The organism is Duganella sp. Root336D2, assembly GCF_001425005.1.
In the GTDB taxonomy this organism is placed as follows: Bacteria; Pseudomonadota; Gammaproteobacteria; order Burkholderiales; family Burkholderiaceae_D; genus Rugamonas.
In genome coordinates, this window is record NZ_LMDB01000002.1 from 240,299 (window position 1) to 266,923 (window position 26,625).

The 26,625-nt window shown below is 62.6% G+C and carries 28 protein-coding genes; 14 read left to right on the forward strand and 14 right to left on the reverse strand.

What is annotated here, in order from left to right; genetic code table 11:
- The first annotated feature begins 52 nt into the window (after nt 1–52).
- A complete protein-coding gene (locus ASD07_RS04545) occupies nt 53–1,648 on the forward strand; it encodes a hypothetical protein (RefSeq protein WP_055925956.1) in 1,596 nt (531 codons plus the stop codon).
- 108 nt (nt 1,649–1,756) lie between these two features.
- Here ASD07_RS04545 and ASD07_RS04550 read toward each other — a convergent pair whose 3' ends face one another.
- Nucleotides 1,757–2,512: an AraC family transcriptional regulator gene (locus ASD07_RS04550; protein ID WP_156397867.1), complete on the reverse strand. Its 756-nt coding sequence runs from the start codon at nt 2,510–2,512 to the stop codon at nt 1,757–1,759.
- Between the two features lie 101 nt (nt 2,513–2,613).
- Between ASD07_RS04550 and ASD07_RS04555 the strand changes: the two genes are divergently transcribed.
- From ASD07_RS04555 to ASD07_RS04580, 6 genes are read left to right on the forward strand one after another with little or no spacing between them, the layout of a single operon-like run.
- Nucleotides 2,614–3,558, forward strand: a complete 945-nt coding sequence (locus tag ASD07_RS04555; RefSeq protein ID WP_304439084.1) for a 4-hydroxyproline epimerase — start codon at nt 2,614–2,616, stop codon at nt 3,556–3,558.
- A gap of 2 nt (nt 3,559–3,560) precedes the next feature.
- Complete coding sequence (locus ASD07_RS04560) at nt 3,561–4,682, forward strand: FAD-binding oxidoreductase (protein ID WP_055925963.1); 1,122 nt, start codon at nt 3,561–3,563, stop codon at nt 4,680–4,682.
- Nucleotides 4,675–4,917, forward strand: coding sequence for a 2Fe-2S iron-sulfur cluster-binding protein (locus ASD07_RS04565; RefSeq protein WP_055925966.1), 243 nt, complete (start codon nt 4,675–4,677; stop codon nt 4,915–4,917). Before ASD07_RS04560 ends, ASD07_RS04565 begins: the two co-directional genes overlap by 8 nt.
- Nucleotides 4,914–6,185 carry an FAD/NAD(P)-binding oxidoreductase gene (locus tag ASD07_RS04570; RefSeq protein WP_055925969.1) on the forward strand — a complete coding sequence of 424 codons (1,272 nt, stop codon included), beginning with the start codon at nt 4,914–4,916 and terminating at the stop codon, nt 6,183–6,185. The genes ASD07_RS04565 and ASD07_RS04570 overlap by 4 nt, the downstream gene beginning before the upstream one ends.
- 1 nt (nt 6,186) lies before the next feature.
- Nucleotides 6,187–7,098, forward strand: a complete 912-nt coding sequence (locus ASD07_RS04575) for a dihydrodipicolinate synthase family protein (RefSeq protein ID WP_055925972.1) — start codon at nt 6,187–6,189, stop codon at nt 7,096–7,098.
- A gap of 22 nt (nt 7,099–7,120) precedes the next feature.
- The gene (locus ASD07_RS04580) at nt 7,121–7,864 is read left to right on the forward strand and encodes a YoaK family protein (RefSeq protein WP_055925975.1); all 744 of its coding nucleotides are present in this window, start codon (nt 7,121–7,123) and stop codon (nt 7,862–7,864) included.
- On the opposite strand, the gene ASD07_RS04585 is transcribed toward ASD07_RS04580, so the two are convergent.
- The 4 genes from ASD07_RS04585 to ASD07_RS04600 all read right to left on the reverse strand — a co-directional run bounded on the left by ASD07_RS04585 (nt 7,861) and on the right by ASD07_RS04600 (nt 10,263).
- Nucleotides 7,861–8,265 carry a universal stress protein gene (locus tag ASD07_RS04585; RefSeq protein WP_055925977.1) on the reverse strand — a complete coding sequence of 135 codons (405 nt, stop codon included), beginning with the start codon at nt 8,263–8,265 and terminating at the stop codon, nt 7,861–7,863. The genes ASD07_RS04580 and ASD07_RS04585 overlap by 4 nt on opposite strands.
- Nucleotides 8,266–8,325: 60 nt before the next feature.
- Nucleotides 8,326–8,742 (reverse strand): DoxX family protein, encoded by a 417-nt coding sequence (locus ASD07_RS04590; RefSeq protein ID WP_055925980.1) that lies wholly within the window; start codon nt 8,740–8,742, stop codon nt 8,326–8,328.
- A 99-nt stretch (nt 8,743–8,841) separates the two neighbouring features.
- Nucleotides 8,842–9,297, reverse strand: coding sequence for a hemerythrin domain-containing protein (locus ASD07_RS04595; protein WP_162246532.1), 456 nt, complete (start codon nt 9,295–9,297; stop codon nt 8,842–8,844).
- A 396-nt stretch (nt 9,298–9,693) separates the two neighbouring features.
- Complete coding sequence (locus ASD07_RS04600; protein WP_162246533.1) at nt 9,694–10,263, reverse strand: hypothetical protein; 570 nt, start codon at nt 10,261–10,263, stop codon at nt 9,694–9,696.
- Nucleotides 10,264–10,317: 54 nt separating this feature from the next.
- Between ASD07_RS04600 and ASD07_RS04605 the strand changes: the two genes are divergently transcribed.
- Entirely contained in the window at nt 10,318–11,058 is a 741-nt protein-coding gene (locus ASD07_RS04605; RefSeq protein ID WP_055925989.1) for an SDR family oxidoreductase, read from the forward strand.
- 6 nt (nt 11,059–11,064) lie between these two features.
- Here the strand turns inward: ASD07_RS04605 and ASD07_RS04610 are convergent, their stop codons facing one another.
- Nucleotides 11,065–12,834 carry a Type 1 glutamine amidotransferase-like domain-containing protein gene (locus ASD07_RS04610; RefSeq protein WP_057246897.1) on the reverse strand — a complete coding sequence of 590 codons (1,770 nt, stop codon included), beginning with the start codon at nt 12,832–12,834 and terminating at the stop codon, nt 11,065–11,067.
- Between the two features lie 111 nt (nt 12,835–12,945).
- Entirely contained in the window at nt 12,946–13,365 is a 420-nt protein-coding gene (locus tag ASD07_RS04615) for an NUDIX hydrolase (RefSeq protein ID WP_055925995.1), read from the reverse strand.
- A 231-nt stretch (nt 13,366–13,596) separates the two neighbouring features.
- Here ASD07_RS04615 and ASD07_RS04620 point away from each other — a divergent pair, with 231 nt between their 5' ends.
- From ASD07_RS04620 to ASD07_RS04635, 4 genes are read left to right on the forward strand one after another with little or no spacing between them, the layout of a single operon-like run.
- A complete protein-coding gene (locus ASD07_RS04620) occupies nt 13,597–14,844 on the forward strand; it encodes a hypothetical protein (RefSeq protein WP_229207056.1) in 1,248 nt (415 codons plus the stop codon).
- Nucleotides 14,845–14,857: 13 nt separating this feature from the next.
- The gene (locus ASD07_RS04625) at nt 14,858–15,280 is read left to right on the forward strand and encodes a hypothetical protein (RefSeq protein WP_055925998.1); all 423 of its coding nucleotides are present in this window, start codon (nt 14,858–14,860) and stop codon (nt 15,278–15,280) included.
- 2 nt (nt 15,281–15,282) lie between these two features.
- Complete coding sequence (locus ASD07_RS04630; RefSeq protein WP_055926002.1) at nt 15,283–17,928, forward strand: EAL domain-containing protein; 2,646 nt, start codon at nt 15,283–15,285, stop codon at nt 17,926–17,928.
- Nucleotides 17,929–17,946: 18 nt separating this feature from the next.
- A complete protein-coding gene (locus tag ASD07_RS04635) occupies nt 17,947–18,582 on the forward strand; it encodes an FABP family protein (RefSeq protein ID WP_055926003.1) in 636 nt (211 codons plus the stop codon).
- On the opposite strand, the gene ASD07_RS04640 is transcribed toward ASD07_RS04635, so the two are convergent.
- Genes ASD07_RS04640 through ASD07_RS04665 form a run of 6 tightly spaced genes read right to left on the reverse strand, consistent with a single transcriptional unit; the run spans nt 18,583 to nt 23,874 of the window.
- On the reverse strand, nt 18,583–19,176 hold the full coding sequence (locus ASD07_RS04640; protein WP_055926006.1) for a hypothetical protein: 594 nt from the start codon (nt 19,174–19,176) through the stop codon (nt 18,583–18,585).
- Nucleotides 19,173–19,838, reverse strand: coding sequence for an SCO family protein (locus ASD07_RS04645; protein ID WP_156397868.1), 666 nt, complete (start codon nt 19,836–19,838; stop codon nt 19,173–19,175). Before ASD07_RS04645 ends, ASD07_RS04640 begins: the two co-directional genes overlap by 4 nt.
- Nucleotides 19,795–20,403, reverse strand: coding sequence for a cytochrome c (locus ASD07_RS04650; RefSeq protein WP_055926012.1), 609 nt, complete (start codon nt 20,401–20,403; stop codon nt 19,795–19,797). The genes ASD07_RS04645 and ASD07_RS04650 overlap by 44 nt, the downstream gene beginning before the upstream one ends.
- Nucleotides 20,390–21,007, reverse strand: coding sequence for a cbb3-type cytochrome c oxidase subunit II (locus tag ASD07_RS04655; RefSeq protein WP_055926015.1), 618 nt, complete (start codon nt 21,005–21,007; stop codon nt 20,390–20,392). The genes ASD07_RS04650 and ASD07_RS04655 overlap by 14 nt, the downstream gene beginning before the upstream one ends.
- A gap of 1 nt (nt 21,008) precedes the next feature.
- Complete coding sequence (locus ASD07_RS04660; protein ID WP_055926018.1) at nt 21,009–22,685, reverse strand: cbb3-type cytochrome c oxidase subunit I; 1,677 nt, start codon at nt 22,683–22,685, stop codon at nt 21,009–21,011.
- Between the two features lies 1 nt (nt 22,686).
- Nucleotides 22,687–23,874, reverse strand: coding sequence for an NnrS family protein (locus ASD07_RS04665; protein WP_055926021.1), 1,188 nt, complete (start codon nt 23,872–23,874; stop codon nt 22,687–22,689).
- A gap of 93 nt (nt 23,875–23,967) precedes the next feature.
- Here ASD07_RS04665 and ASD07_RS04670 point away from each other — a divergent pair, with 93 nt between their 5' ends.
- Together ASD07_RS04670 and hmpA are read left to right on the forward strand one after the other, a co-directional pair.
- Entirely contained in the window at nt 23,968–24,432 is a 465-nt protein-coding gene (locus ASD07_RS04670; RefSeq protein ID WP_055926024.1) for an Rrf2 family transcriptional regulator, read from the forward strand.
- A gap of 75 nt (nt 24,433–24,507) precedes the next feature.
- Nucleotides 24,508–25,689: an NO-inducible flavohemoprotein gene (gene hmpA / locus ASD07_RS04675; RefSeq protein WP_055926026.1), complete on the forward strand. Its 1,182-nt coding sequence runs from the start codon at nt 24,508–24,510 to the stop codon at nt 25,687–25,689.
- Here hmpA and ASD07_RS04680 read toward each other — a convergent pair.
- A complete protein-coding gene (locus tag ASD07_RS04680; RefSeq protein WP_055926029.1) occupies nt 25,686–26,522 on the reverse strand; it encodes an HDOD domain-containing protein in 837 nt (278 codons plus the stop codon). The two genes, hmpA and ASD07_RS04680, sit on opposite strands and share 4 nt — an antisense overlap.
- Nucleotides 26,523–26,625: the final 103 nt, after the last annotated feature.

Here is a 26,625-nt window from a genome sequence, read left to right on the forward strand (position 1 = left end):
TAATATATAAGTCTAAACATCTATTACGCTTTGCGCGGCACTTGCCAATTTAATGATTACAGACCAAACCCACGCCCATCCCGTCGACAACGCCTTTGACGCTTTTGTTACGCGAATCAATGATCACTTCAGTGCGCTGACCGGGCCGATCTTCGAGACCAATGCCGCTGGAATGTTCGACGCATACCTCGATGCCTGCGAAGATCCGGCCGAGCGCCAGAAGCGAACCTGCAGCTGCTGCAGGCAGTTTATCGAGCGCTTCGGAGGTTTGGTGACGGTGGGCGACGACGGCCAACTGGTGCCTGCATTGTGGGATATTGAGGACGCGCCTGATCCATACCGTGGAGCGCTCGGCGCGCTGCAGCGCAAGGTGCGGCGGGCGAGCATCACCAAGCCGTTCCTGTCGAGTGAAGCGGTGTTCGGCAAGCCGGAAAAAGGCGGTTGGCACCATTTCGCTGTGAAGTCGGGAAAAATCTTTGCGGGCAATGGGCTCGATAATGCATTCCAGGCTGCCTGTGCCAGGCGGGAAGCGTTCGATTCGGTGCTTCGTGCGTTGGACGAATACACGCCTTCCACCTGCGCCACGGCATTGCGCCTGCTGAAAGACGATTCGCTGGCCAATTCAGAAGCCGCTTTGGGCCAGGCGCAATTCCTGGTCGACCTGCACGCAGCGCGTGACGCGGTCGACGGCCAGCAGGCTAAGGACAATATCGTCTACCGCATGGTGGCTACCGCGCCGACAGGTTTTTGCCATCCACGTTCGAGCATGATCGCGACGCTGTTGGACGATATTGCGGCCGGCAAGTCGTTCGAGGAAGCGGCCGCCAGCTGGGCCGCCAAGATGCATCCGCTGCGCTATCTGCGGCCCCAGGCGGCTCCGACCGAAGGTGCCATCAAGGCCGCCGAAGCGGCTTTCGAAAAGCTGGGTGCTGGAACGGCGCTCCAACGTCGTTATGGGACGATGGCGGATATCCTGGAAACGATCTGGCAGCCTGGTATCCAAGAGAAGCAGGAAGCGAAAGGCGGCCTGTTCTCCAGCATTATTCCCAAGGGAGTAGGCGCGCATGCAGCATCCATGATGGCGCCGGCGACGGTCATGACACTCGAAAAATTCCGTCGTACCGTGTTGCCGACCGCGGACAAGATCGAGATGGCGGCGCCGGCTGGGCGTACCTCATTCGTTGCTCTGACATCGGCGGTGCATGCCGATGCCCGCCCAATCCTGCAGTGGGACCATGATCAGAAGCGTAACCCGGTTGCCTGGTACATCTACCACGGCGGATCATCGGCCAGCGATTTCAATTTGTCCGGCAGCTTTTACGACGTAACGGCGATCACGGCGCCGCCGCACGCATGGTTGGGGCAGGTTCATCCCCAACATGGCGACGGCATTGTGTTATTGCTCAAGAACGCGCGCGACTTGAACAAGTGCGGAGGACATTCGGCAATATTCCCGTCTTGCCTGAAAGGCGAGTTCCACGGCTTCAGGTCGACCATCGAGGCATACAGTAAGACGAATAGCCTGGGTGGTTTTGGCGAAGACAATGTGGCTGGCTTGCTATTGTCGAAGGGCGATCAGTACCAGGTAACGCTGCGGGTCACGTCAGGCGACCAGGTCAGCGAATACCGGTTAGACCGCTGGGATTAAGCTTCACGGCATCGGTAACGAAAACAGTCTGAAGATTGGATCTCGGAACGGTGAATGAGTTCACTTTAGACGTTCGGGCCAAAAACGTGGAGAGTTGGACTTCTCCCCCTAGCCTTCGCGGAGCAGCAAGCGGTACTCGCTTGGTGTCACACCGACGGTGGCGCGGAACTGGCGGGTGAATGCGCTGTGGTCGGCGTAGCCGCAGGCTTGGGCGATTTCTGACACGCTGGACTCGCCGGCCAGCATGCGCGAGGCGGCCTCCAGGCGCGTCTTGATGATCATCTGGCGCGGTGTGAGGTGGAAGATGCGTTCGAAGTAGCGTTCGATCTGCGCTACCGACATATTGGCCGTGCGAGCCAACTGCGGCAGCGTCAGCGTTTCACCATATTTGTCATGGATTAACCTGACCGCATCGGCGACCTTATGGTAGGCGGGGTTTTTATGATCGGCCATCGCCAGGTCGCGCGATACGCCGGCCAGGCCGACGATAGAGCCGTGCGCGTCGCGCAAGGGCCGCTTTTGCGTCAGGCACCAGCCGGGATCGCGGTTGGGATAGAGGTGTAGCTCCAGCTGGTCTTCGATCTGCACGCCTTCGTCCAGCACTGACTGGTCTTGCGCCTGGAAGCGCTGGCCCAGCGGCGCTGCGAACACCTCGTTGGCGGTCTTGCCCAGCAGCCCTGTCTTGTCTTTCATCCCGCAGCGTCGGGCCAGTGTCTGGTTCACCACCACATAACGCCCGGCGCGGTCCTTGACGAAGAACACCACGTCCGGCAGGGCGTCGAACAACGGCTCGGAAAAGAAGACATCGCCGATCCTGGCGCCCAGGTCGCTGCGCGCCGAACTGTGCAAAATATTCACTGACATGGTGTTCTCCCGCTGATTTTGTTCATTTTTACACGATTGTGCGGATTTCGTCATCTTCGGCGGTCGGGCGATGCAAGACGGCGGCCCCGGGAAGGCATAAGATGGCAAGCATGAAAACCATAGCCATTATCGATTCCCACACCGGCGGCGAACCGACCCGCCTGGTGATTGACGGCGGCCCTGACCTGGGCACCGGTCCCCTCAGCGAACGCCTGGTGCGCTTCCGTAATGAACATGACGGCTTCCGTTCCGGCGTAGTGTGCGAACCACGCGGTTCGGACGTGCTGGTGGGTGCGCTGCTGTGCGAACCGCATGCGCCGGATTGTGCAGCAGGCGTCATCTTCTTCAATAACGTCGGCTACCTTGGCATGTGCGGTCACGGCACCATCGGGCTGGTGGCATCGCTGGCTTTCATGGGCCGCTTGAGCGCGGGCGTGCACCGCATCGATACGCCGGTGGGCGTAGTCGAAGCCCAGTTGCATGAAGATGGCAGCGTGACCGTGAATAATGTGCCATCGTGGCGCAAGGCGAGCGATGTGCCGGTCGACGTGCCTGGATATGGCGTAGTGCGCGGTGATATCGCCTGGGGCGGCAACTGGTTTTTCCTGGTGGCCGATCATGGACAGCAGCTCGAACTCGGCAATGTGCGCGAGCTGTCGACTTACACCACCGCGATCAAGGATGCGCTGGAAGCGCAAGGCATCACCGGCGACAAAGGCGCACTGATCGACCATATCGAACTGTTTGCCGATTCCAGCAGCGGCTTGGGCGACAGCCAGAACTTCGTGCTGTGCCCGGGCAACGCTTACGACCGTTCGCCTTGCGGCACCGGCACCAGCGCGAAACTGGCCTGCCTGGCTGCGGACGGCAAGCTTGCCGAAGGCGAAGTCTGGCGCCAGGAGAGCATCGTCGGCAGCGTGTTCGAAGGTTCGTATCGCCGCGATGGCGACCGCGTGCTGCCTAGCATTCGCGGCAAGGCCTGGGTGAATGCGAAGTCGACCCTGGTGCTGGACCCGAGCGATCCATTTGTCTGGGGTATTCGTTGAGCATGAAACCGGACGTCCTGATTGTCGGCGCTGGGATTATCGGCGCGGCTTGCGCTGATGCCCTGTCGGCGCAGGGCTTGCGTGTGACGCTGGTCGAGCGCGATGTGGTGGGTAGCGGCGCTACTGCCGCCGGAATGGGCCACCTGGTGGCCATGGACGATAACGCGGCCGAACTGGCCCTGAGCTCCCATTCGCTCGAGCTGTGGAGCGAGCTGGTGGAAGGCCAGGCGCAGCGTCACGAATACAGCCGTTGCGGCACCATCTGGGTCGCCGCGGACGACGAAGAACTGGAAGCAGCGCGTGCCAAGGCTGCCACCATGAAGGCCCATGGACTGGAGTGCGATGTGGTTGGCGCGCAGGAGCTGTACCGGCTCGAACCGAATTTGCGGCCGCACCTGGCCGGTGGCTTGCTGGTGCAGGACGACGGGCTGGTGTATCCCCCCAAGAGCGCGCGCATCCTGCTGTCGCGCGCGGTGGCGCGCGGCGCATCGCTAGTGACGGGTGAAGTCGTAGCGCTTGAAGATGGTGGCGTCGTGCTGGCCGATGGCTCGCGCCTGTCGGCAGGGCAGGTAGTACTTGCGGCGGGCACGCGCTGCCTGGCGCTGGCGCCGGAGCTGCCGCTGCGCCCCAAGAAGGGGCACGTCATGATTACCGACCGCTATCCAGGATTTATCCACCATCAGCTGGTGGAACTCGGGTACATCAAGAGTGCCCACGCATCGGAGGGGGAATCGGTGGCGTTCAACCTGCAGCCACGGCCTACCGGGCAGGTATTGATTGGCTCCTCGCGGCAGTTCGATACCGTCGACCTGGCAGCGGAGCCGTCGATGATGGCGCGCATGCTGGCCAGGGCCGTTGAGTACACGCCAGCGCTGGCTGGCCTGAACGTACTGCGTTGCTGGACGGGCTTGCGCGCGGCAACGCCGGATGGTTTGCCGCTGATCGGCCCTGACCCGACGCGCCGCAACCTTTGGCTGGCGACGGGGCACGAAGGACTTGGCATTACAACTTCGCTCGCTACTGCGGAATTGCTGGCGGCGCAGATGTCCGGCAGGCAGGCCGGGATTGATACGCGCCCGTACTTGCCGAGCCGCTTTAATGCGCAGGGGAGGGCGTATGGCTGATTCGATCACTCTGGCTATTGACGGCCATGGCATGACGGTTGCCGCCGGCACCACCGTCGCTGCGGCCATTGCAGGCGTGACGCGCCGCTCGGTCAGCGGTCAGTTGCGTGCACCCTTGTGCGGCATGGGCGTGTGCCAGGAATGCCGGGTGACGATCGACGGCCGGGCGCATGTGCTGTCCTGCCAAACGCTTTGCCGCCCGGGTATGGACGTGCAGACGGGAGCTGCTGCATGACGCAATTCTTTGACATCCTGATCGTCGGCGCCGGTCCGGCCGGCCTGGCTGCGGCGCACGCTGCGGCCAGTAACGGCAACGCCCGCCGCATCGCCATCGTCGACGACAACCCGCTGGCCGGCGGCCAGATCTGGCGCGGCGGGCCGGCGAAGCAGCAGGACCAGCGGGCACGCCAGCTCTGGCAGGCGCTGGAAGCGGCCAGCAATGTGACCATATTTCCCGGTACCCGCGTGCTGATGCAAACCCAGCCCGGCGAATTGCTGGTGCAGGACGCCGAACAGGCCCGCGGCATCCGCTACAACCAATTAATCCTGGCCACCGGTGCACGCGAATTGCTGCTGCCGTTCCCCGGCTGGACGTTGCCGGGCGTGACTGGCGCAGGCGGCTTGCAGGCGCTGGCAAAAGGCGGCTATCCCGTGCAAGGCAAACGCGTGGTCGTTGCCGGCAGCGGCCCGCTGCTGCTGGCCGTCGCGGCAACCCTGAAAGACAGTGGTGCGATCGTCAGCGCCATCGTCGAGCAGGCGGGCATGCCCGTGTTGGCACGCTTTGCCGCCGGCCTGGCGCTGACGCCATCGAAGGCAGTGCAAGCGGCCAAGCTTGGCGTCGCCCTGCGCGGAATTCCCTACCTCGCCAACAGTTATGTAACGACCGCCCGTGGCGACGTGCAACTCACATCCGTGCAGGTACAGCGCAAGGGCGGGAAGGTCGATATCGATTGCGACTACCTCGCCTGTGGCTACGGCCTGCTGCCAAACACCGAACTGGCGCGTGCGCTTGGCTGCGACATCGAGCAGGGTGCGGTGAAGACCGACCTTTGGCAGCGCACCTCCGTGCCGAATGTCCTTTGCGCAGGCGAGGGCACCGGCGTCGGCGGCGTCGACCTGGCCCTGGTTGAAGGCAGGATCGCCGGCCTGGCGGCTTGCGGCGAAGGTATGTCGCAGGAGCTGTTCACCGAGCGCGCCAAATGGCAAGGCTTTGGCGCCCGGCTCGCCCGCGCCTTCTCCCTGCGCCAGGATCTGCGCAAGCTGGCGCAAGCCGACACCATCGTTTGCCGCTGCGAAGACGTCTGCCACGACGAACTGCGCGAGCACGCGAGCTGGCGCAGTGCCAAGCTGCACACCCGCTGCGGCATGGGGCCCTGCCAGGGCCGCATCTGCGGCAACGCAACTGATTTCCTGTACGGATGGCGTCCGGACGCCGTGCGTACACCGATCTCGCCGGCACGTGCCGGCAGCATTATCACCCTCGAACCTCACAAGGAGACTTGAAATGGCAGCAATCAAATGGGAAGGCGTATTCCCTGCAGTAACCACCAAATTCCACGCGAATGAGGAGCTGGACCACGCAGAAATGGAGAAGCACTTCTCCTTCATGATCGACAGCGGCTGCCACGGCCTGGTGACCTGCGGTTCCCTGGGCGAAGCAAGCACCCTGTCCTTTGAAGAGAAGCTGGCCGTCGCCAAGACCGCCGTCAAGGTAGCGAACGGCCGCGTGCCGGTGCTGGCCAACGTCAGCGAAACCCGCACCGCCAATGCCGAGCGCTATGTGCAGGAAGCGCGCGACCTGGGCGTGGACGGCTTCATGGTAATGCCTTCCGTGCTGTACGCAGCCGACGCTTTCGAAGCCAAGGCCAACCTGCGCGTGATCGCCAAGGCCGCCAAGCTGCCGATCATGGTGTACAACAACCCTGTGACCTACAAGGTCGACCTGACCCCGGCCGACTTCAAGGAATTGTCGGATTGCGAAGAACTGGAATCGATCAAGGAATCGACCGACAATATCCGTCGCGTGACCGACCTGCGTAACGTCGTGGGCGACCGCTACGCCATCTTCATGGGGGTGGACGACCTGGCCTTCGAAGGCCTGGCACTCGGCGCCGACGGCCTGCTGGCCGGCCTGGTGGTCGCATTCCCGAAAGAGACCGTGGCCCTGTACAACCTGGTGAAAGCCGGCCGCCTGGCCGAAGCCCTGAAACTGTACCAGTGGTTCATGCCGCTGCTGCACCTCGACGTTTCGACCAAGCTGGTGCAGAATCTGAAACTGGTGGAAGCACTGGTCGGTGTCGGCAATGAAAACGTTCGCCGCCCACGCCAGCCACTGCGCGGCGCTGACCGCGAGTTCGTGGTGCAGGTGGTGCAGCAGGCACTGGCAACCCGTCCCGACGTCAGCGCTTACCTCTGAGGTCAAGCCATGCCGGGGACGAATGCCGATCAATTATGTAAGAAGCCTGACAGGGCGGCAGCGCGCCGCCCAGGCTAATCGCCACCTCGGCATCGCCCTGGCCTTCGTGGCCGGGGCAGCCAACGCCGGCGGCTTCCTCGCCGTCAAGCAGTACACCTCGCACATGACAGGCATCCTGTCATCGGCTGCCGACGACATGGCACTGGGCGCCATTGATGCTGCCCTGGACTGTGCCGGCGCCTTGCTGGCATTTGTCGCCGGCGCAGCCTGTTGCGCCATCCTGGTCAATTTTGCCCGCCGCCGCCAGCTTCACAGCGAGTTCGCCCTGCCGCTGCTGGTGGAAGCAATCCTGCTACTGGCGTTTGGGGTGATGGGGGCGCGCTTGCAGGCGATCGACGTGATCGTTTTGCCGGCCACTGTGATGCTGCTGTGCTTCATGATGGGCTTGCAGAATGCCGTGATCACCAAACTGTCCAACTCCGAAATTCGGACCACCCATATGACCGGCATTGTGACCGATCTGGGCATCGAGGCCGGGAAGGCGCTTTACTGGAATCGCGACGACCAGGCTGTGCCGCGCGTGGGCGCCGACTGGCGGCGGGTGAAGATCCTCGCTTCGCTGGTGTCTTCCTTTTTCATTGGCGCGCTGGCCGGGGCGTTCGGCTTCAAGGCCGTGGGCTTCGGCGCGGTGCTGCCGCTGGCCTTCGTGCTGCTGGCCATGGCGGCAGTGCCGATCTACGACGACCTGGTTGCGGTCCGACGCTAGCCTTCGCGGAACACCAGTACCGGGATCTTGCTGTGCGTGAGCACTTTTTGCGTCTGGCTGCCCAGCATCAGGCTGGCCAGGCCGCTGCGCCCGCGCGATGCCATGGCAATCAGGTCGCAGTTGCGCTGCAGGGCGGTGGAAACGATGGCCGAATGCGGCTGCTCGGCGTGCACTTCGAGCGTGGTGCAATCCACGTTCAAAGTATGGGCCTGGCGCGCGATATCGGCCAGGATCGTGTTCTCGGTCGGCGCGGCGGCTACGCTGGCCAGTGCCGGTTCTTCCGGAAGCACGTGAACCGCCGTGACGCGCGCGCCGCTTTCGCGGGCCATGCGCAGGGCGGCATTCACTGCCAGTTGCGAAGCGGCGGAGCCGTCGCTTGGAATCAGTATGTGGCGAAACATCTCTTGAACTCTCCTTCAGGTGCCGCAGTCTAAAGTGTTCCGCCACATCCCTGCAACTTCTCAAGCGGTGCGCAGTGTACCTGGGGTGCGGCGGGCATCGATGCTCAGGCTACCGGCGCCGAAGGCAGCAATCTGCAGCAGGCCTCCAGCCATCGCCAGGTTCTTCATCAGGTGGATCATCTGGTTCTGGTCAGCGATTGCGCTGTGGAAGATCAGGCCAGTCACGATCGAGAATGCGGCCAGCGCCAGTGCCACAGGGCGGGTGTACAAGCCGGCAATCAGCAACAGGCCGCCGACTAGTTCGATGCCGATGGCGCCAGCCAGCGCGAGTTCAGGGAACGGCAGGCCCATGGCATTGATGTAGCCGAGGGTGGCGCCCGGATTGGCGATCTTTCCTATGCCGCTCATGACGAAGATGGCAGCCATCAGGATACGGCCGGCGAGTGGCAGGATGGAGGTGTTGGTCTGGTTGTTCATGGTGTGGCTCCTTCAGGGAATGTGTTGTTGATGGAGTCATCTTATGTCGCGCAGACATATTCCGGAAGCCAATATATTTAGATGAGATGTATCGTTAATTCAGATTGATTGTTCTTGCAGCAATTGCGCCAACTGTTGCCTTAGTTTGGCATTGGAGGGCTGGCTATGCGGATGGCCGGCGTTTTCCACGGCGACCGCCAGTGGCAGGTCCATGGCGCCCAGGTGGCCGAGGAACCAGCGCGGCAGGCGTTCGAGCAGGGTGCGGGCACCGGTCGGGTCGGCTTGTGCAACGGGCAGCGCGTGCTGCAAGGCAGCCAGCGCCCGGCGGTGGGCGGCGCGGTGTTCGTGCTCGGCGGGGTAGTAAAGCTGGTCCATCAAGGCTTCCTCTTCGGCGAAGTCGAGGGACAGGGCGCTCAGCAGCTCGGCGATGCGGCTGGGCAGCGAACTATTTTCAGAGTCGATGGTTGCGTGAATCGCTTGCAGCAGGGCGCGGTGGGAAGCATCCATCTCGGCCACGCCAGTTTCCAGCAGCGGGCTCCATTCGAGGCGTTGCATGGCGGTCTCCTTGTCTATTTCGCCAGTTTCGCCCGGCGGAGACAGGGATTCCATGACACAGATCAATCGGCACCTCGTTCACTTTCCCCACCAGGAAGTCGTTCTCCCTGTTTTCTTGTTGATGGAAACGTACAGTTCCGAGCCGGGCCTGGGTGGTTCAATGGCGTCTTCGACGACGAAGATCCACTCTTGCTTGTTTTGGCGTATGAGATCAACAGAAACCCTTGTCGCTGTGCTCCGAGCGCTTCCGGTATTCGCTGATCGCGACATTCTCAGCTTCGGGCACAGTCAGTTTGGCTTCCTGCACCCGTGGAGGACTTGCTGCCGACGATGCAATACATGAACTCGCAAGCAGAAGCCCGGCCAGCTGCCGCATGAATATAGTTCCAGTTTCGATCATGTCCCCCGTGCTTTTAGCAGTGATTGATAGCGCGCAATGAGTTCGGCGCTAACTTCTCCGAGCGGAACTTTGGAAAGGAAGTCGCTTTCCAACGCAACATCGAAGGCCCCTGGTGGCAGCTGATAACCGACAAGCATCTCCAGCGCCTGCTCAACGGCTTGATAGTTCGCCATTTTGAGGCAGATGCGGATTTTCACGCCCAGTACCTGGCGGACCAGGTCACTTGAATCCATTGCCACTACCAGCGCCTTCTCGATATGGTTAAAAGCCTTCTCGAGATTTTCATCGTAGTAATGGAAGTGTTCGGCCAGACCGAGCCATCCCTCAACACGTGACTCGTCTATGGCGATTTGCGCGCGCCGCGCCGCCTCGGCCTTGACCAGATCATTTTGGAATGCATACAGTGAGGCGAAGTCGCCCTGAACCCCGAAAATCTCGTCTCGAGTGGTAGCGAGAAGGCGAAGCTCCTGTAAGTCCCGTTCGACTTCCTGGAATCGCTCCCCAATAAGGGCAGTCATCCATTTCTGCCGTAATGCGCAAGCTTTTTCTTCAAAGTCGGATGTCATTGTTCTAGTGCGCTAATTACAATACGGCAGAATATTAGCTCTCTCCCTAAGAACATGGAAAAAATACTGATCGTAACAGGCGCCAGCCGCGGCATTGGCGCTGCCATTGCGCGCCGGGCGGCGGTGGATGGCTGGGTGGTGGCCGTCAATTACCAGCGCGATGCTGCTGCGGCGGCGCGGGTAGTGGCGGCCATTGAGGCGGCCGGTGGCCGCGCGCTGGCGGTGCAGGCGGATGTGGCGCGCGATGAGGATATCGAGCGGCTTTTTGCCACCGTTGAACGTGAACTGGGACCGGTCTCGGGGCTGGTGAATAATGCCGGCATCACCGGCGGGCTGGGCACGTTTGCGGATGCCAATCCGGCGACTGTGGAGCAGGTGTTCCGCACCAATGTACTGGGCCTGATGCAGGCCAGTCGCCGTGCGCTGGCCACTTTCCGCCAGCATGGGCAGGGCGGGGTGATCGTCAATATCAGTTCGACCGCGGCCACCGCAGGCAGTCCGAACGAGTACGTAACCTACGCAGCCAGCAAAGCGGCAGTCGATACCTTCACCATGGGCCTCGGCAAAGAGCTTGCGCCCGAGGGCATCCGCGTGTGCGGCGTGGCGCCGGGGACCACGCACACTGATATCCACGCTACCTCCGGCGACGCGGGACGTCCGGCGCGGGTGGCAAGCCGCATCCCGATGGGGCGCGTGGGCGAGCCGGAGGAAATCGCGGAAGTGGCGGTGTGGCTGTTGTCGCCTGCGGCGCGCTACGTCACGGGCACGACCATCCGCGTTTCGGGTGGCGCCTGAGTTTTGCTAGTACCAGTCGGCAGGCAATAGCTGGCCAGTGGTGACATCCAGGTGTTTGTACGGCGGTACGCCGGTCCAGTCGGTCAGGTTAAAGACGGTATTCGAGTCGTTCAGTTTTCTTACTTCGACGGTGGAGACGGTCAGCGGTGTCTTTGGCTTGCACACGCTTGGCGGCACTGAGGGACGGACGAAATAGACTGCGCTTTCAGTCGTTGTCGAAGCGTTGCTGACTCGCGTCGCAGTGACAGGATTGCCGTCGCCATTTCCCTGGACTAATAATGCGGTCTCGACGCTGATGCCGATGCCACGGGCGGTCTTCATCCCGCTGGCGGAAGCTGGCAGTACGCCACCGCTGCATCCCAAGGTTCCGCCAGGGATGCTTGTTGGCGCGACGATTCTGGAAATGAAGGAGATGAAGCGACCCATGCGATCGCGGCTGTCGAAGTGAGAGTCAAAAATCAAACTCTCCAATGCCGGCGGTGCGAGAAACCCGCCTTGCAGGCTCAAAGGAGACGGGTCGAACGTGATGTCCTTATAGTAAGGATCAAGCATCGCTTCTTCCGACGTCGCAGATTTATACAGCGCGGAATAGTCGAATTGACCAAGTACCGCCAAGCCGGCGCTTGTACCACCGATGGGAACGTTCTTCTTCATCAGTGCTATTAAAGTCTGCTCGAGCGCAGTACCTTTCCAGAAGCGGATGTAGTGGCTCTGGTCGCCGCCTGCGATAAAGACGACGTTGGCCTTGGCGACAATGGCATTGACAGCTTCGTTATTGGCGGCCTTGACACTCGGAATCACCAGCGTTTCCACTGATGTCAGGCCCAAAGCGGCACCGCCCACCCACATCTCAGCGATGTTGCCGGAAGTCGACAGGGCTTCATCACTGTAATAGACGTATGGGTTGTAGCCATCTGAGCCGGTTGCCCGGATGACGACGAATCGTCCTCCGCTGCCGGGTTCAATCCCGGCCCGCTTGATCAGCCAACGAAAGGCCGGGTCTACGTCGGGCCCGCCCCCCATCAATACGAAGGACGGCGTTGGGCGGGACGACGGCGCAGTTACCGGGGCATTGACGTTTCCTGTAGCGAAATAGGAATAGAGCGGGATCGGTTTCGCCGGTTCAAATACGGGCTCCGCAAAAGCCGAACTGGATGAAAGGAGCGACATTAAAGCCAGCACGATTCCGCTTGTCGCTTTTGGGCTGACTGCGCGCCGCCGCGTGGCACCGATAGAGAGTATGAGCAAACCGCCGAGCATCAAGGCGCTGGTTGGCGGCTCAGGCACCGCCGTAACGCCGAAGGTCAGCGTGCCGAAATTCCAGATACCTTCAGGCTCGTCAAATCCAAGATCCTTGAAGCCATCGTGAAACTCAAGGCGCAGGATGCCATCGAGAGCAAGTTGAAAAATCAAGCCCAGGTTGCCCAGGCCCTGGAATCCAGCGTAGTCCATCGTGCCGTCAAAATCGTCGCCGCTGCCAGGGGTAAAAGTAACCCCGTTGCCGGCTGAGTCGCTGAACGTGAGCTGCATTTCGGAGAGGTAGCTTCCAGCAAAACTTGTGAGGTTAATGTCCCACTTGACGCTCGTAATTGACGCACCGGGCCCAACATAAAGATCCCGAACGATATTGCTGGCTGCACCTCTCTCATCATTATCCAGGACACCTGCAACGTTCACTGGCAGGCTCAACGGCTTTGCGTGTGCCAAGCCAAGACCCATTGTTGTAGAAACCACAATCAAAACCAGCAAGCGTTGCAAGCACTTTACGTTCATCATGATTTCTTCCCTGGATGGATAGACCTCGATGAGGCAACGTTACCATATATTAAATTTTTGATGTCAAATTAATAAAAATCTATCGGGGCGGGGCGGATCTATCGGGATGTTTTACCAGTCAATCGATAGCAACCGCGACGCCATGCGCGGCCAGCACAAGGAGCTCAGTTCATCGCGCGAAGCCCAGCGGAAGCCGTCGGCTTCCGGTGTTGGTTCGCCGGTACGCTGGTGGGGGAAGAAGCTGGTGCAGCGCAGGTGATCGAGGCTGCATAACTGGTCGCCGACCTCCACCTTAAACAGGTGCAGGCGCTTGTCTGGGCGGTAATCGAATTCTCCCAGGTCTTCAAACAGGCCGGCATCGAAGTCCAGTCCCGCCTCTTCGAACAGTTCGCGCCGCGCCGATTGTAATGGCGTTTCGCCGCGGTCTTGCAGTCCTTTGGGAATGTCCCAGCTGGCGGTGCCGGTGACATGGCAAAGCAATACTTGGCGGGCTGAATTGAGCACCAGGGTGCCACATGAAATTTGCTGCATGTCCTTGTTTCCTTTGCTTTTTCACCACATTTTACTATTCCGTAACCGCTAGTAAAGGTACTCTAGGGAAACTTCTCGACAGTCACAAAGCACTGTTATAAAGTGTGAGAATTCAGAAGGCGTGCCCCCAACGCCCGGTCTCATTACCCAACCCCAAAACAATCGCGCACGCATGCCGACAAGGCAGGCGGCGCTGTTTTATTGCCGACGTTTCTTGCCAAGAGGGCCATTATGCCAAAGCTGCACCAGTCGCCTGTCCTGATCGCTGTCGCCGGAGTACTGCTCGCGCAGTCCGCCGCGCATGCCGGCCATACGGAGGGACAGGACGGCAGCTGGACTTTTGGCGGCTTCGGCACCCTGAGCGCGGTCCATTCGAGCGAAAAGCAGGCCGACTATGCGGCCAATCCGTTGAATCCCGGCGAGGCCGGCGCGACGCGCGACTGGAGCTATGCGGTGGATAGCCGCCTTGGCACGCAGCTTACGTACAACGGCGGCCACTGGTCGGCTGTACTGCAGGTAGTGGCCGAGCGTAACCTCACGCATTCGTGGACGCCAAAGGTCGAGTGGGCGAATGTGCAATACCAGGTATCGCCGGAACTGAGCCTGCGCGTCGGCCGTATTGCGCTGCCGCTGTTCCTGTCGGGCGATTACCGCAAGGCCAGCTACGCGCTGACTTCCGTACGCACGCCGGTCGAACTGTACGCCGCGCTCCCGATCAGCAATAGCGATGGCATCGACGCCAGCTACCGTTGGACGTTCGGCAATGTGAAGAACACGACACAAGTGCTGTTCGGCGGTACCAGCGTGCCCTTGTCGGACGACACCCGCGTCAAGGCGCACAGGCTGGCCGGTATTTCCAACACCAGCACCGCCGGTGCGCTGACGGTGCGCGCCACCGCCATCCAGGGCGAACTGGAAACGCCGCTGCTGCAGGAACTGTTCTCCGCCATCCGCCAGTTTGGACCGCAAGGCGAAGTGCTGGCACGCCGCTACGAACCGGACCGCAAACGTACCACGGTACTGAGCATTGGCGCCTCCTATGATCCCGGCAACTGGTTTGTGATGGGCGAAATAGGGCGCATCAACGCCCGCTCCATGCTGGGCGATAAAACCGCAGGCTATGCCAGCGGAGGTTACCGCCTGGGCAGCTTCACGCCTTTCGCCACTGTCAGCAAGGTGGTTGCGAACACGCCGAACCGCGTCGCGGGCCTGGACCTGTCGATGCTGCCCCCGCCATATGCTGCGCCTGGCCAGCGCCTGAATATGGAACTGAATGGCTTGCTTAGCATGATTGCGGAACAGGACAGCACCAGCCTTGGCCTGCGCTGGGACGCCACCGGCAACACTGCCCTCAAGCTGCAATTTGACCATGTGCGCCCGCGCAGCGGCACCAGCGGCACGCTGTCGAACATCCAGCCGGGCTACCGTTATGGCCGCAGCTTCGGCGTGGTCAGCGCCTCGCTGGACTTCGTGTTCTGACAGGGAGTTCGCCATGATCAGGAAACTCCTTTGCTGCGTGCTACTGGTGCTGCTTGCCGGCGCCGCCGCCGCCGCCGAACTGGTGGTGGTGGTGTCGGCGCGCAGCCCGATTACGACCCTGCGCGTGGAGCAGGTGGCCGATATCTTCCTTTCCGAGGCAACGCGCTTTCCCGATGGCGGCGAAGTGGTAGCACTCGACCAGCCGATCGGCTCCCCGCTGCGCGACGACTTTTACCTGAAGGTTGCCAACCGCAGCCCGGCGCTGATGAAGGCTTACTGGACCAAGAAGATCTTCACCGGCCGCGGCCAGCCGCCACGCGAATTGCCCAACAGCCAGGCGGTGCGCAAACTGGTGGCGGATAATCCAACCCTGATCGGCTACATCGACCGCAACTCGCTCGATGCCAGCGTTCGTCCTGTCCTGGTGTTGCATTGAATATGAAACGCTGGTTGCGCATGTGCCTTGAGACGCAAGTCTCGCTGCCCCTGTTCACTATCGTCCTGTTGGCCGTGGTATGGGGCACCACGCTGCACTTCATCGACAGCGAAGCCGCGGCTTCGCGCGAACTGGCCGCCGAATCGGCCAGTGAACTGATCGCTACTTACGAAGCGCAGGTGGCGCGCAGCATCAACGGCATCGAACAGACCTTGCAGCTTTTGAAATACAGTGCCGAGAGCCAGGGCGCGAACGGTGCCTTGCCGGAACTGCAGGCGCACGGCCTGCTGCCGTCCGGCCTGGTATTCGTTGTAAGCATTGTCGATGCCGAGGGGAATACCGTTGCCAGCAACCCGGCCGCGCGGCCAATCAATGTCGCCCGGCAGGAGTACTTCAGCTTCCACCAGCAGCACCGCAGTAACTACACCTTTATTTCGCACGCGATGCGCGATGAGGCGAACCAGGATTGGCACCTGCATTTCACGCGCCGCCTTGACGACAAGCTCGGCGAATTTGCCGGCGTAGTGATCGTGGGGGTCGATCCGGCCTATTTCACCAGCGGCTATGAACGAAGCCGCCTGGGCGAGCAAGGCATGCTCGGCCTGGTTGGCGACGACGGCGTGGTGCGTGCACGGCGCGTCGGCGACAAACAGTCTTTCGGACAGCAACTGGACTTGTCGGCGCTGCAGTCACACCGCGGCGTGCCGGTCGCCAGCAAGATCGATGGCATCAAGCGCTATACCGCGGTGCGCCAACTGGCCGGCCTGCGCCTTAGCGCCATGGTGGGCTTGGCGGAACAGGAGCAAATGGCCGGCTTCGTGGCCCAGCGCCGTCAGCTGCTGTGGGAGGCGGGCGTTGCCAGCGCGGTGCTGATCATCCTGGCGGCACTGGTCTGGGCCTGCGTATGGCAGGGTGCCAAGGCGCGCCGCCGCATCCGCCGCGCGCAGGAAACCTATGCCGCTGCTTCCGAATCGAATATGGACGCTTTCTTCGTGCTGCGAGCCATCCGCAACAAGGACGGCGTGGTGGTCGACTTCAAGTTCGCCGCAGTCAATTCGCGCGCCGAGCAACTGACCGGCCGCAGCCGCAGCGAACTGCGCGCGCAAACGCTGTGCGGCTGGATGCCCGCAGCGCGCCACAACGGCATGTTCGAGCGGCTGGCGCAGGTGACGCGCGATGGCGGCGTGCACCAGGAAGAGGGGCCGAACATGGTGCCGCAGTTGCAGGCCGAGTGGCTGCACTGGCAGGTGGTGGGCGTGGAAGGCGGCGTGGTCGCGATCGTGCGCGATATCACGGAGCGCAAGCGCGCCGAAGAGCGCATCTACCACATGGCCCACCACGACACCCTGACCGGCCTGCCGAACCGCAGCCTTGTGTGCGACCGCCTGCAACAAGCGATCGCACACGCCGAGCGCAACAACGAGTCGGTGCTGGTGGCCTTTATCGACCTCGATAGCTTCAAACTGGTCAACGACACCCTTGGCCACAATGCCGGCGATGAGCTGCTGAAGGAAGTGGCTGGCCGCATGGTAGGCTGCGTGCGGCGTGAAGACACCGTGGGCCGTTTCGGCGGCGACGAGTTCGTGCTGGTGCTGCCGCACGTGAACGACAACCCCCAGGTGCTGGTGCCGCTGCTGAACAAGATCCTGGAATCGGTGGTGCAGCCGATCATGCTGGAAGGGCAGAAGATGCAGGTCAGCTGCTCGATCGGCGTGGCCGTTTACCCGCGCGACGGCCAGGCTGCCGACACCCTGATGATGCATGCCGACGCCGCCATGTACCGCGCCAAGGACAGCGGCAAGAATAACTGCCAGTTCTACACCCATGAGATGAACGCCGGCCTGGAAGAAAAGCTGGTGCTGACGGAAGGCTTGCGCAAGGCGCTTGAAGAGCAGCAGCTGTCGCTGGCCTACCAGCCCAAGGTGAACCTGGAATCGGGACGCATGTTCGGCGTCGAAGCCTTGCTGCGCTGGCAGCACCCGCAGCGCGGCGCCGTGTCGCCCGCCCAGTTCATCCCCTTGGCGGAAGAGCACGGCCTGATCATCCCGATCGGCGAATGGGCCCTGCGCGAGGCTTGCCGCCAGGCCCGCGCCTGGCAAGACGCCGGCTTGCCGCCGCTGGTGGTTTCGGTCAATGTGTCGGCGCGCCAGTTCGACGACCCGCGCCTGGTCGAGCGTGTGGCGGCGGCCCTGGAATGGAGTGGCCTGGACTCGCGCTGGCTGGAGCTGGAAGTCACCGAGAGCATGATCATGCGCGACACCGCGCAGTCGGTAGCCAAGATGCGCCAGCTGGAAGCGATGGGCATCGCGCTCGCGATCGACGATTTCGGCACCGGCTATTCCAGCCTGGCTGCTTTGAAGTCGTTCCCGATCAGCCGCCTGAAGATCGACCAGAGCTTCGTGCGCGACCTGGTGGCCAACCCGGACGACCAGGCCATCACCTGCGCCATCATCTCGCTGTCGCACCAGCTCGACATGCGCGTGATCGCGGAGGGCGTGGAGACGGAGCAGCAGCGCAGCTTCCTGAAACAGCATGGCTGCGACGAGATGCAGGGCTACCTGTTCAGCCGTCCGGTGCCGCCGCAGGAAATCGCTGCGATGATGCTCGGCGAAGAAAGCGGTGCCGAGGTTACAATGCTTGCTCCCTGATTAATGAGCAAGCATTCAATGAGCGAATACAGCAACGACATCTATACCGAACCTTCCAACGTCGACATGGACACGCTGGCCAACCTTGGCCCGCTGAGCGCCATGGCCGGCATCTGGGAAGGGCAGCGCGGCCTCGATATCAAGCCGAAGGCGGATGGCCCGCGCAAGCAGGCTTACGTCGAACGCATCGAACTGCAGCCGATCGACCCTGTCACCAACGGCCCGCAACTGTTCTACGGCCTGCGCTACGTCCTGATCATCAACAAGCCTGACAACGTCAAGACCTACCACGAGCAGGTCGGCTACTGGCTGTGGGAACCAGCCACCAATACCGTGATCCAGACCCTGGCGATCCCGCGCGGCCAGATCGCCATGGCATCCGGTACCGCAGCGCCGGATGCCAGGACGTTCGAGCTGGTGGCGCAGCGCGAGCAGAATTCCTACGGCATCTGCTCCAATCCTTTCCTGGAGTTCGGTTTCAAGACCACCGAGTACCGCATCAAGGTCACCATCAACGACGATGGCACCTGGGGCTACGAGGAAGATACCGTGATGCTCCTGCGCGGCAAGGAGTCGGAGCCATTCCACCACGTCGACCGCAACCTGCTGCACAAGGTGGCGGAACCGACCCCGAATCCGCTGGCACGCAAATAATCAGGTGCGTTCCGCGGCCTGGTTTGACAAGGCAGGCAGCTGCCACACGCACCAGGCGGCGGCGATGCCGATCGAGGCCACTACCAGGCCGACGCCGGTGACCACCTGGTCGTTCAGGCTGTAGGCGTTGCACAGGCGCTGTGCCATGTCCTGGTACAGCATGCCGGCGATAGCCATCATGGCGCAGAAGTTTCCGAGGAAGAAAAGCTGGATGACCGGCGCCGCCCGCGACAGTGCGCCCGGCAGCAGGAAACCGAGCATGAACAGGCTGGCGAACTTGCCGGCTTCGGCCAGCGGCATCGTCAGCGGCTGCTCAAGCGCGCGCGGCACCATCCAGTAGGCGCTGGCCAGCAGCAGCCACACCAGGCCGGCCAGCCCGTATGCATCCCATTGCGCCGCGGCGCGCGCGAATCGCTCCGACCTGCCCGCAAGCGCGCGCCCGGCCAATGCGCCGCCGACGGCGATCATTGGCAGCTGGACCACCATATGCAGGGCCATCGAAGCTTCGAGCGGCGCGCGCAGCAGCAGCGCCGCCGCCGCCAGCGCCATCCCTGCCAGGGTATGCCTGCCCGTGCTGTGCGCAGCCGCGTTCATCGTGCCAACTCCAGCGCCGCAGCCAACGCGATTTCGGGCTGCTCGTAGTCGATCACCTGCGCCAGCCGTCCATCGGGCCTGACGATGTGGAAGGCTGCGTTGTGCTGGAATTCTCCCAGCTCCGCTGGAAGGACGATGATCCCGACTTGCTCCAGCAGGTCCAGCCGCTGGCCGGCATCCGGCACCGATGCGAACTGCCAAACCGCCGCCTCGGCCCGCATGCGCGATGCATAATGTGCCAGGTCGTCCAATGAGTCGCGCGGGTCGAAGGAGATCGTCAACAATCGCAGCTTGTGCTGCAGTCCGCGCGCCAGGATTTCGCGCTGCATCTGCTGCAGCTCGGTGCCCTGGACTGAACAAACTGCGCTGCAGCGGGCGTAGAAGAATGTCACGATCGCCGGCCGCCGGTCGTTGGCCAGCAAGGCCGGCAGCGGCACCGCTGCGCCGCCCGGCAGGGCAAGATCGACGCGGGGCAGGGCCAGCGGCGCCTCAGCGATGGCCAGGCGCCGCCCTTCTTCGGTGGATATCACCCGGAAGCCCATGGTGGCCTGCCACAGCGCCGCGCCCGCGATAGCGGCCATGCAGGCGACCAGCGCCAAGGTGCGCGCCAGATCTCCTTTAATTGGCAGGTGTGGCGAGTTTGGCGAGATCGTCGTCTCCATTGAAAGGGTCCTTGCGCGCGGCAGTCGCATCACGCGCCGCCTTGACCGAATCGGGCGCCACCTTGGCCGCGCTATTGCCGAAGCTGCCGCGGATATGGCTCAACACCGCCGCAATCTCCGTATCGCTCAACTTATCCTTAAACGCCGGCATCTGTCCGTTATATGCCGAACCTTTCACGGTCAGCTTGCCGCTCACCCCATGCAGCAGGATGGATGCGGCAACGTTCTCCGCGCCCGTCACCCATTCCGAACCGGCCAGCGGTGGAAAGACGCCCGGCAGTCCGGCGCCCGTCGCTTGGTGGCAAGCCACGCACTGCGCCGCATACACCTGGGCGCCATCGACGGCGCCGCCGGCGCCGGCCGCGCCGCCAGCCCTGGCCTGCAGCGTCGAAATGGTGCGCCGGTCGCCAAGCGCAGGGTCGTCGTCGCGCACGGTGAGGATATAACTGATTGCCCAGGCCAGCGCCACGCCGACGCCAAGCAGGACATACCAGGGAATCGGCCGGTCTTTCTCGGTCGGATCCGGATTTTCGCGCTGCTGCGCACCAAAATCATTTTGCGGCATTGGGCGCTCCTTCCTTCTTCGCTTGCGGCGCGGGCAGCACGGGATAGGTATGGTCCAGCGACTGCAGGTAAGCCACCAGGTCCAGCACTTCCGGCTTGGCCACCACTACCTTGCCCAAGGGCTTGAACCCAGGCGGCAGGTTCACCACGCGGTCGCCCGGTTCGGCCGCCTCCTTGTAGTCGAACAGGTAAGGGTAGGAGGGCATGATCGAGCCCGGCACGTAGGCGCGCGGCTGGAACATGTGCCCGAGGTGCCAGTCCGCGCTCGGCTGGCGCGCGCCGATATTGAACAGGTCCGGCCCGGTGCGCATGGTGCCCAGCAAGTGCGGCGTATCGTAGTGATAATCCGCGGCCACCGAGGCACGTCCCCAGCCGCGCTGGTCATCCGGCGCCTGCGCCTTGTCGCGCGGCTGCTGCGAGTGGCAGTACACGCAGCCATTCCTGATATACACCTCGCGCCCGCGCAATTGCTGCGCAGTGTAGGGTTTCAAGCCGGCCGGCGCTTCACTGGCGCTCAACTGCACATGCGGCACGATCACCAGTGCGGAGGTGGCAAGGGCCAGCGTGACCATGGCGCCGCCCAGGAGTTTGAGTTCGTCCTGCATGTCAGGCTCCCGCGAGGTTGCTGGCTGGTGCGGATGAATCGCCGCGCGTGTGCAGCAGCGCCGCCCCGACGCGGCGCGGACCATAGCGCAGGGCCATGGCGGCGAAATGCCAGGCGAAGACCAGGTGGCCGATGGCCATGACCGCGCCGCCCACCGTACGGCTCTTCAGCCAGGGAATCGTCACGTTGACCGAGTCCATGAACGGCCGCCCGGCATCGAGCATTGCCAGACCTTGCAGCCAGCCCCCAATCGACAGGCCGACGAAATAGATGCCGAAGCCGACTACCACCAGCCAGAAATGCGCAGCAATCAGCTTGGGGTAGGGCCACTCCCACGCCATCACGCGCGGCATGACGAAGTAGATCGCCCCGAACATGACCATCGAGAAGAAGCCATACAGCCCGAGGTGGGCGTGCGCCACCGTGAAGTGCGTGAAGTGCGCCACCGTGTTCACGCTGCGCAGGGCTTCGATCGAACCCTGGATCGAGCTGAGGGTGTACATCATGCCGCCGAGGACGATGAAGCGCAGCGTCGGCGAATACACCAGCTTCGAGAAATGCCCGCGCATGGTCATGTGCTGGTTGATCGAGAAGGAAATCACCGGAATCACCATCATCACGCTCTGCACGATGGACAGCGTGATCAGCCAGCCCGGCACAGGACCGCCGATCAGGTGATGGCCGCCAACCTGGCCGTAGAAGAAGGCCAGCGTCCAGAAGCCCAGCAGCGACAGGTTATACGATTGCACCGGCCGCCCGATGATCTTGGGCAGGAAGTAATACACCGATGCCACCGCCATCGGCGTGTAGAACAGTCCCAGCACGTTATGGCCGAACCACCAGTTCATCGCCGCCTGCTGCACGCCAAAGTGCACCGCCGGCAGGTTCCCGACCAGGAACAGGATGGGGAACCAGAACAGGGCAGCGCCCATGTACCAGATCGACACGTACAGGTGGTGCACCTTGCGGCTTTGCAGGGTGTACACCAGCGGCAGCCCCACCAGGGCGCCGCCGGCCACCAGCAGCAGGTCGACCTGCCAAGGAATCTCCAGCCATTCCAGGCCGTCGCTGAGGCCCGCCGCAATGCAGCCCAGGCCTGCGATCAGACCCGCATTCCACAGCATGGCCCCGAAAATGGCAAAACGCCCGCCGACCAGGTGGGTCTTCAGCAGGCGTGGAAGGAGCCAGATCGCGATCCCCAGGGCCGCCATCGGCGCCCAGCCATAAGCGACTGCATTGAGGTGGATGGTGCGGATGCGGCCGAACGTCAGCCAGGGATACTGCACCAGCCAGTCCGGCTCATGCAGCTTGATGGAGCTGGTAAGTCCTGCCGCCGTGGCCACCAGCAGCCACACCACGGAGCAGGCGAGAAAAACAAAAGTGACAAAGGCACTGGACCGATCCGCCTCCACACGTTCCGCCAGCTCCTGTTCCATCGCAGCCTGCTCGGCGGCGCTGGGCGTTCGCCGGTCCTGCCCCTGCACCGGCAGCGCCAGTCCGGCGCGTTGCTGCGGGCTGGCCGCCGGCTCTTCGCCCTGGCCGATCTCGCCCGGCGAGAAGATCACATTGGCTGCTGCCGACGTGGCATTGAACAAGCGGTGGCGCAGCGACCAGATGAACACCAGCAGGCCGGTGACCGAGAGAATGAAGGAAGACAGGAGTATGGTGACGGTGTCCAATTTAACCTTCCCGCCCGTCAATGCGGGCCCGGATTAAGTAAGGCGCATACACGATCAGGTAGATAAGGAAGGCGACCGACCAGGCCAGTGCCGAGCCCAGTAGCAGGAAGTCACGAATTCCAGCGGGAACTATATTGGCACACAAACGGGCCACAGCGCCAGCTTGCAGCAAGAGATACATTGCGCTTTCAGCCCGGCCGGCGCGCAGCATGCGGCCGGTGTGGCCAAGCGCAGTGCGGGTGATCATGCCGAGGATCAGGCCGGACATGCCGCCCACAGCCAGCGCGTGGAAGGCGCTGCTGGAAGAGCCGATGCCCAGCGCCGCAAAACCCAGCAGCAGCAGGCCGGCTACGATCCAGGCGTAGGCCAGGTGCAGGATCCACAGCAAAGGCACACGAAGGGCGGCAAGCGGCGCCCAGCCAACCAGGCGGATGGCATTGACCGCCGCTGCTGCAAAGGCCACGGCGGCCAGCACGAAACCCGGCCAGCCGGTCACCCATGCCAGCGCCGTTGCCAGCAGCAGGGCAATGCTGGCTTTTTCACGCCAGGACACGGTAAGCGGCTGGCTGCCCGGCGCGCCGTTACGGGTGAACATCGGGATCACGCGGCCGCCGATCACCGCTTCCAGCACGGTGATCACCAGGATCGCACCATGCACGGGAGTCAGCGGCGACAAGGCGATCCAGCCGTTGGCCGCCGCGTGGAACAGCAGGTTGGCTACCGACAGCAAAGCCAGGATGCCGCAGACGGGGTAGTTGCGCTTGCTCTGCGCCTGGTAAAGCACGCGGCCGAATGCCACGGCGCACAGCGGCAGGAACAGCCCATCGATCACCAGGGCCGGAACGCCCGGCGCCAGCAGCATGGCGACGCGGCCGGCAATCCACAGCAGGGCCAGCGCAGCAAGCTGCCCGCCGGCCGGCGTTTGCAGGTTGGTCCAGTTGCGGCCCGCCGTAAACAGGAAACCGACGATCACCGCGCCGCCAAAGCCGAACACCATTTCATGCATATGCCACAGCATATTGGCCGTCGGCAGGGCGGGCAGCATGCCCTTGTAGGCAGCCAGCCACAGCGGCACCGACAGCACCGCCAGCGCCGCCGCCAGCAGGTAGAAAGGGCGGAAACCCAGCCGCAGCAAGGGATGCGGTTGCCCGGCTGGCGTGGGTTCAGTGGGAATATGGATGCTGCGCATGGCGGGCCTCATGTTCTTAAGATGTATAATGAATGCTACATTACGGCTACGGCCAAAGCAATATTTCGAATGCATCTTTATATGACGTAGATCATGAGACTGACATCCTTCACCGACTACACCCTGCGTTCGCTGATGCACCTGGGCATGAACCGCGACAAGCTGGTCACGATCCAGGAGATCGCCGACCTGCATGACATCTCGAAGAACCACCTGACCAAAGTGATCCACCAGTTGGGCGCCAGCGGCCTGGTGGAAACCGTGCGGGGGCGGCATGGCGGCCTGCGCCTGAACCGTGAGCCGGAAGACATCAATATTGGCGAAGTGGTACGCGACAGCGAGTCCGATTTCCATATCGCCGAATGCTTCGAAGCCGAACCTGGCCACTGTGCGTTCCTGCGCGATTGCGCCCTCAAACGCAAGCTGGGCGAAGCGACGGAAGCCTTCCTGCATGTACTCGACGGCATGACCCTGGCCGATATCCTGCCGGGTCCGCATGGCAGCAAAAACGGCAAAGGCGGGGTGCAAACGGTGATTCTGCAGAAAATGCGCATTTGATCTGCATCTTTATTGACGCAGTTTAAGGTAAACATGTATTATGGGTGCATGTTTATCCGAGAAGGAGCCATACCCATGCTGTCCGCAGAACACCGTGCCATTGTCACCGCCACCGTCCCGATCCTGGAACAAGGCGGCGAAGCCCTGACCCGCCACTTCTACCAGACCCTGTTCACCGACTTCCCCCAGGTGAAACCGTTCTTCAACCAGGCCCACCAGCACAGCGGCGAGCAGCAGCGCGCCCTGGCCAACGGTATCCTGATGTATGCCAAGCATATCGAGCGCCTGGAAGCGCTGGGCCCGCTGGTCAACACCATCGTCACCAAGCACGTCGCGCTGCAGATCCTGCCGGAACACTATCCGATGGTCGGCGCCAGCCTGCTGAAAGCGATTCGCGAAGTGCTCGGCGCGGAAACCGCCACCGACGCGGTGCTGGAAGCGTGGGGCGCAGCCTATGGCCAGCTGGCCGAGATCCTGATCGGCGCCGAAGGCAAGACCTATCAAGCCGCAGCGGCCGCGCCGGGCGGCTGGATGGGGGCGCGCCAGTTCGTCGTGGCCGCCAAGCGTGTCGAGAGCGACGAGATCACCAGCTTTGTCTTCCGTCCGGTCGACGGCCAGCCGGTGCTCGGCTTCACGCCGGGCCAATATATCGGCATCCGCGTGGTAGTGGACGGCCAGGAGCAGCGCCGCCAGTACTCGCTGTCGGCAGCCCCCAACGGCCAGACCTACCAGATCAGCGTCAAGCGCGAAGAGGGCGGCAAGGTATCGGGCTTCCTGCACGCGAACCTGGACGAAGGCGATACGGTCGACCTGTTCCCGCCGACCGGCGCCTTCACGCTGGCGCAAGGCAGCCGCCCGATCGTACTGATCTCCGGCGGGGTCGGCATCACGCCGACCCTGGCCATGCTGGACCAGGCGCTGGAAACCGGCCGCGAGATCCGCTTCATCCACGCCGCCCGCCATGGCGGTGTGCACGCCTTCCGCGACCATGTCGACGGCCTGGCCGAACGCCACCCGCAACTGAAGCGCCATTACATCTACGCTGAAGACCGTGCGGGCGATGTGCAAGCCGACGCGGTCGGCCTGCTGGGCAACAAGGAACTGGGAGAATGGCTGCCGCAGTCGCGCGACGTCGACGCCTACTTCCTGGGGCCGGTGCCGTTCATGCAGGCCGTGAAACGCAGCCTGCGCGAACTGGGCGTGCCGGAAGCGCAGACCTACTTCGAGTTCTTCGGCCCGGCCAAAGCCCTCGATTAAACCAGCAGTGCAGCAGCCATGGCGGAAGCATCGGCTTCCGCTTCTTCCAGCATCTGCTCGCGCTTCTCGGCGTCGATGAACAGGTCCATCACGGAATCTTCGTGCGGCGGTTCTTGCTCGTCCGGCGCCAGCGGCGAGGCGACCGGCGCGAAATGGTTCGCCAGCAGCAGGGTGTCGAGCAGGGTTTCAGGCGGGATTTGCAGCATGCCGCTACGCAGGCTTTCAATCGCTTCCGCCACTTCGGCAGGAATGCCCAGCTTCTTCAGCACCTCACGCGTGATGATTTCCTCGCTCGCGGTTTGCCAGTTTTCAGGGTCGGGTTCCAGCAAGCCTGGGAATTCATCGGCGCGCGACAGCAAGTAAAAGCTGCCCACTTCATGCACGATGGCTGCGAACAGGGCGGTATCCGGATTCACGCCGGTGACTTCCCGCGCGATGATGCGCGCCAGGCAGGCGACGTGGATGGTGTGCTGCCACAGTTGCTCGGCTTTCGCGCGCAGCCCGGGGTCGGTGATCTTGCTGCCGAAGGCGCGTACCACCATGGCCGCGGCCAGCGCGTACAGGTTGTGGTAGCCGACGCGCATGATGGCGTTGCGCACGTTGGTGATGTCCGGCCCGCCAGTGCGGTTGAACATGGCGGAGTTGGACAGCGAGACGGTGCGCGCAGCCAGTTGCGGCTCGGCCAGCACCAGCTTGATGGCATCGTCCATCGGGCAGTCCGGATCGTCCAGTGCCAGCTGGACTCGCAGGGCGGCATTAACGCTGGTAGGAAACACGAGGTCTCCGCGGATCGCCAGCGCGGCGACGTGTCCGAATGCTTCCAGTTTATTCATGCCGAAAATTATAAGGCCCCGGACGCAATACTGCCAAATGAGCAGCAATGATGAAAGTCGGGGTCAGGTCTGGCAATCGGACAAATTGCGGAGCAATTTGTCC

Excerpts from the sequence above, each read along its gene's own strand:
- ASD07_RS04545 (WP_055925956.1), top strand. The coding sequence starts at position 53 with ATGATTACAGACCAAACCCACGCCCATCCCGTCGACAACGCCTTTGAC.
- ASD07_RS04550 (WP_156397867.1), bottom strand. The coding sequence starts at position 2,512 with ATGTCAGTGAATATTTTGCACAGTTCGGCGCGCAGCGACCTGGGCGCC.
- ASD07_RS04555 (WP_304439084.1), top strand. The coding sequence starts at position 2,614 with ATGGCAAGCATGAAAACCATAGCCATTATCGATTCCCACACCGGCGGC.
- ASD07_RS04560 (WP_055925963.1), top strand. The coding sequence starts at position 3,561 with ATGAAACCGGACGTCCTGATTGTCGGCGCTGGGATTATCGGCGCGGCT.
- ASD07_RS04565 (WP_055925966.1), top strand. The coding sequence starts at position 4,675 with ATGGCTGATTCGATCACTCTGGCTATTGACGGCCATGGCATGACGGTT.
- ASD07_RS04570 (WP_055925969.1), top strand. The coding sequence starts at position 4,914 with ATGACGCAATTCTTTGACATCCTGATCGTCGGCGCCGGTCCGGCCGGC.
- ASD07_RS04575 (WP_055925972.1), top strand. The coding sequence starts at position 6,187 with ATGGCAGCAATCAAATGGGAAGGCGTATTCCCTGCAGTAACCACCAAA.
- ASD07_RS04580 (WP_055925975.1), top strand. The coding sequence starts at position 7,121 with ATGCCGATCAATTATGTAAGAAGCCTGACAGGGCGGCAGCGCGCCGCC.
- ASD07_RS04585 (WP_055925977.1), bottom strand. The coding sequence starts at position 8,265 with ATGTTTCGCCACATACTGATTCCAAGCGACGGCTCCGCCGCTTCGCAA.
- ASD07_RS04590 (WP_055925980.1), bottom strand. The coding sequence starts at position 8,742 with ATGAACAACCAGACCAACACCTCCATCCTGCCACTCGCCGGCCGTATC.
- ASD07_RS04595 (WP_162246532.1), bottom strand. The coding sequence starts at position 9,297 with ATGCAACGCCTCGAATGGAGCCCGCTGCTGGAAACTGGCGTGGCCGAG.
- ASD07_RS04600 (WP_162246533.1), bottom strand. The coding sequence starts at position 10,263 with ATGACATCCGACTTTGAAGAAAAAGCTTGCGCATTACGGCAGAAATGG.
- ASD07_RS04605 (WP_055925989.1), top strand. The coding sequence starts at position 10,318 with ATGGAAAAAATACTGATCGTAACAGGCGCCAGCCGCGGCATTGGCGCT.
- ASD07_RS04610 (WP_057246897.1), bottom strand. The coding sequence starts at position 12,834 with ATGATGAACGTAAAGTGCTTGCAACGCTTGCTGGTTTTGATTGTGGTT.
- ASD07_RS04615 (WP_055925995.1), bottom strand. The coding sequence starts at position 13,365 with ATGCAGCAAATTTCATGTGGCACCCTGGTGCTCAATTCAGCCCGCCAA.
- ASD07_RS04620 (WP_229207056.1), top strand. The coding sequence starts at position 13,597 with ATGCCAAAGCTGCACCAGTCGCCTGTCCTGATCGCTGTCGCCGGAGTA.
- ASD07_RS04625 (WP_055925998.1), top strand. The coding sequence starts at position 14,858 with ATGATCAGGAAACTCCTTTGCTGCGTGCTACTGGTGCTGCTTGCCGGC.
- ASD07_RS04630 (WP_055926002.1), top strand. The coding sequence starts at position 15,283 with ATGAAACGCTGGTTGCGCATGTGCCTTGAGACGCAAGTCTCGCTGCCC.
- ASD07_RS04635 (WP_055926003.1), top strand. The coding sequence starts at position 17,947 with ATGAGCGAATACAGCAACGACATCTATACCGAACCTTCCAACGTCGAC.
- ASD07_RS04640 (WP_055926006.1), bottom strand. The coding sequence starts at position 19,176 with ATGAACGCGGCTGCGCACAGCACGGGCAGGCATACCCTGGCAGGGATG.
- ASD07_RS04645 (WP_156397868.1), bottom strand. The coding sequence starts at position 19,838 with ATGGAGACGACGATCTCGCCAAACTCGCCACACCTGCCAATTAAAGGA.
- ASD07_RS04650 (WP_055926012.1), bottom strand. The coding sequence starts at position 20,403 with ATGCCGCAAAATGATTTTGGTGCGCAGCAGCGCGAAAATCCGGATCCG.
- ASD07_RS04655 (WP_055926015.1), bottom strand. The coding sequence starts at position 21,007 with ATGCAGGACGAACTCAAACTCCTGGGCGGCGCCATGGTCACGCTGGCC.
- ASD07_RS04665 (WP_055926021.1), bottom strand. The coding sequence starts at position 23,874 with ATGCGCAGCATCCATATTCCCACTGAACCCACGCCAGCCGGGCAACCG.
- ASD07_RS04670 (WP_055926024.1), top strand. The coding sequence starts at position 23,968 with ATGAGACTGACATCCTTCACCGACTACACCCTGCGTTCGCTGATGCAC.
- hmpA (WP_055926026.1), top strand. The coding sequence starts at position 24,508 with ATGCTGTCCGCAGAACACCGTGCCATTGTCACCGCCACCGTCCCGATC.
- ASD07_RS04680 (WP_055926029.1), bottom strand. The coding sequence starts at position 26,522 with ATGAATAAACTGGAAGCATTCGGACACGTCGCCGCGCTGGCGATCCGC.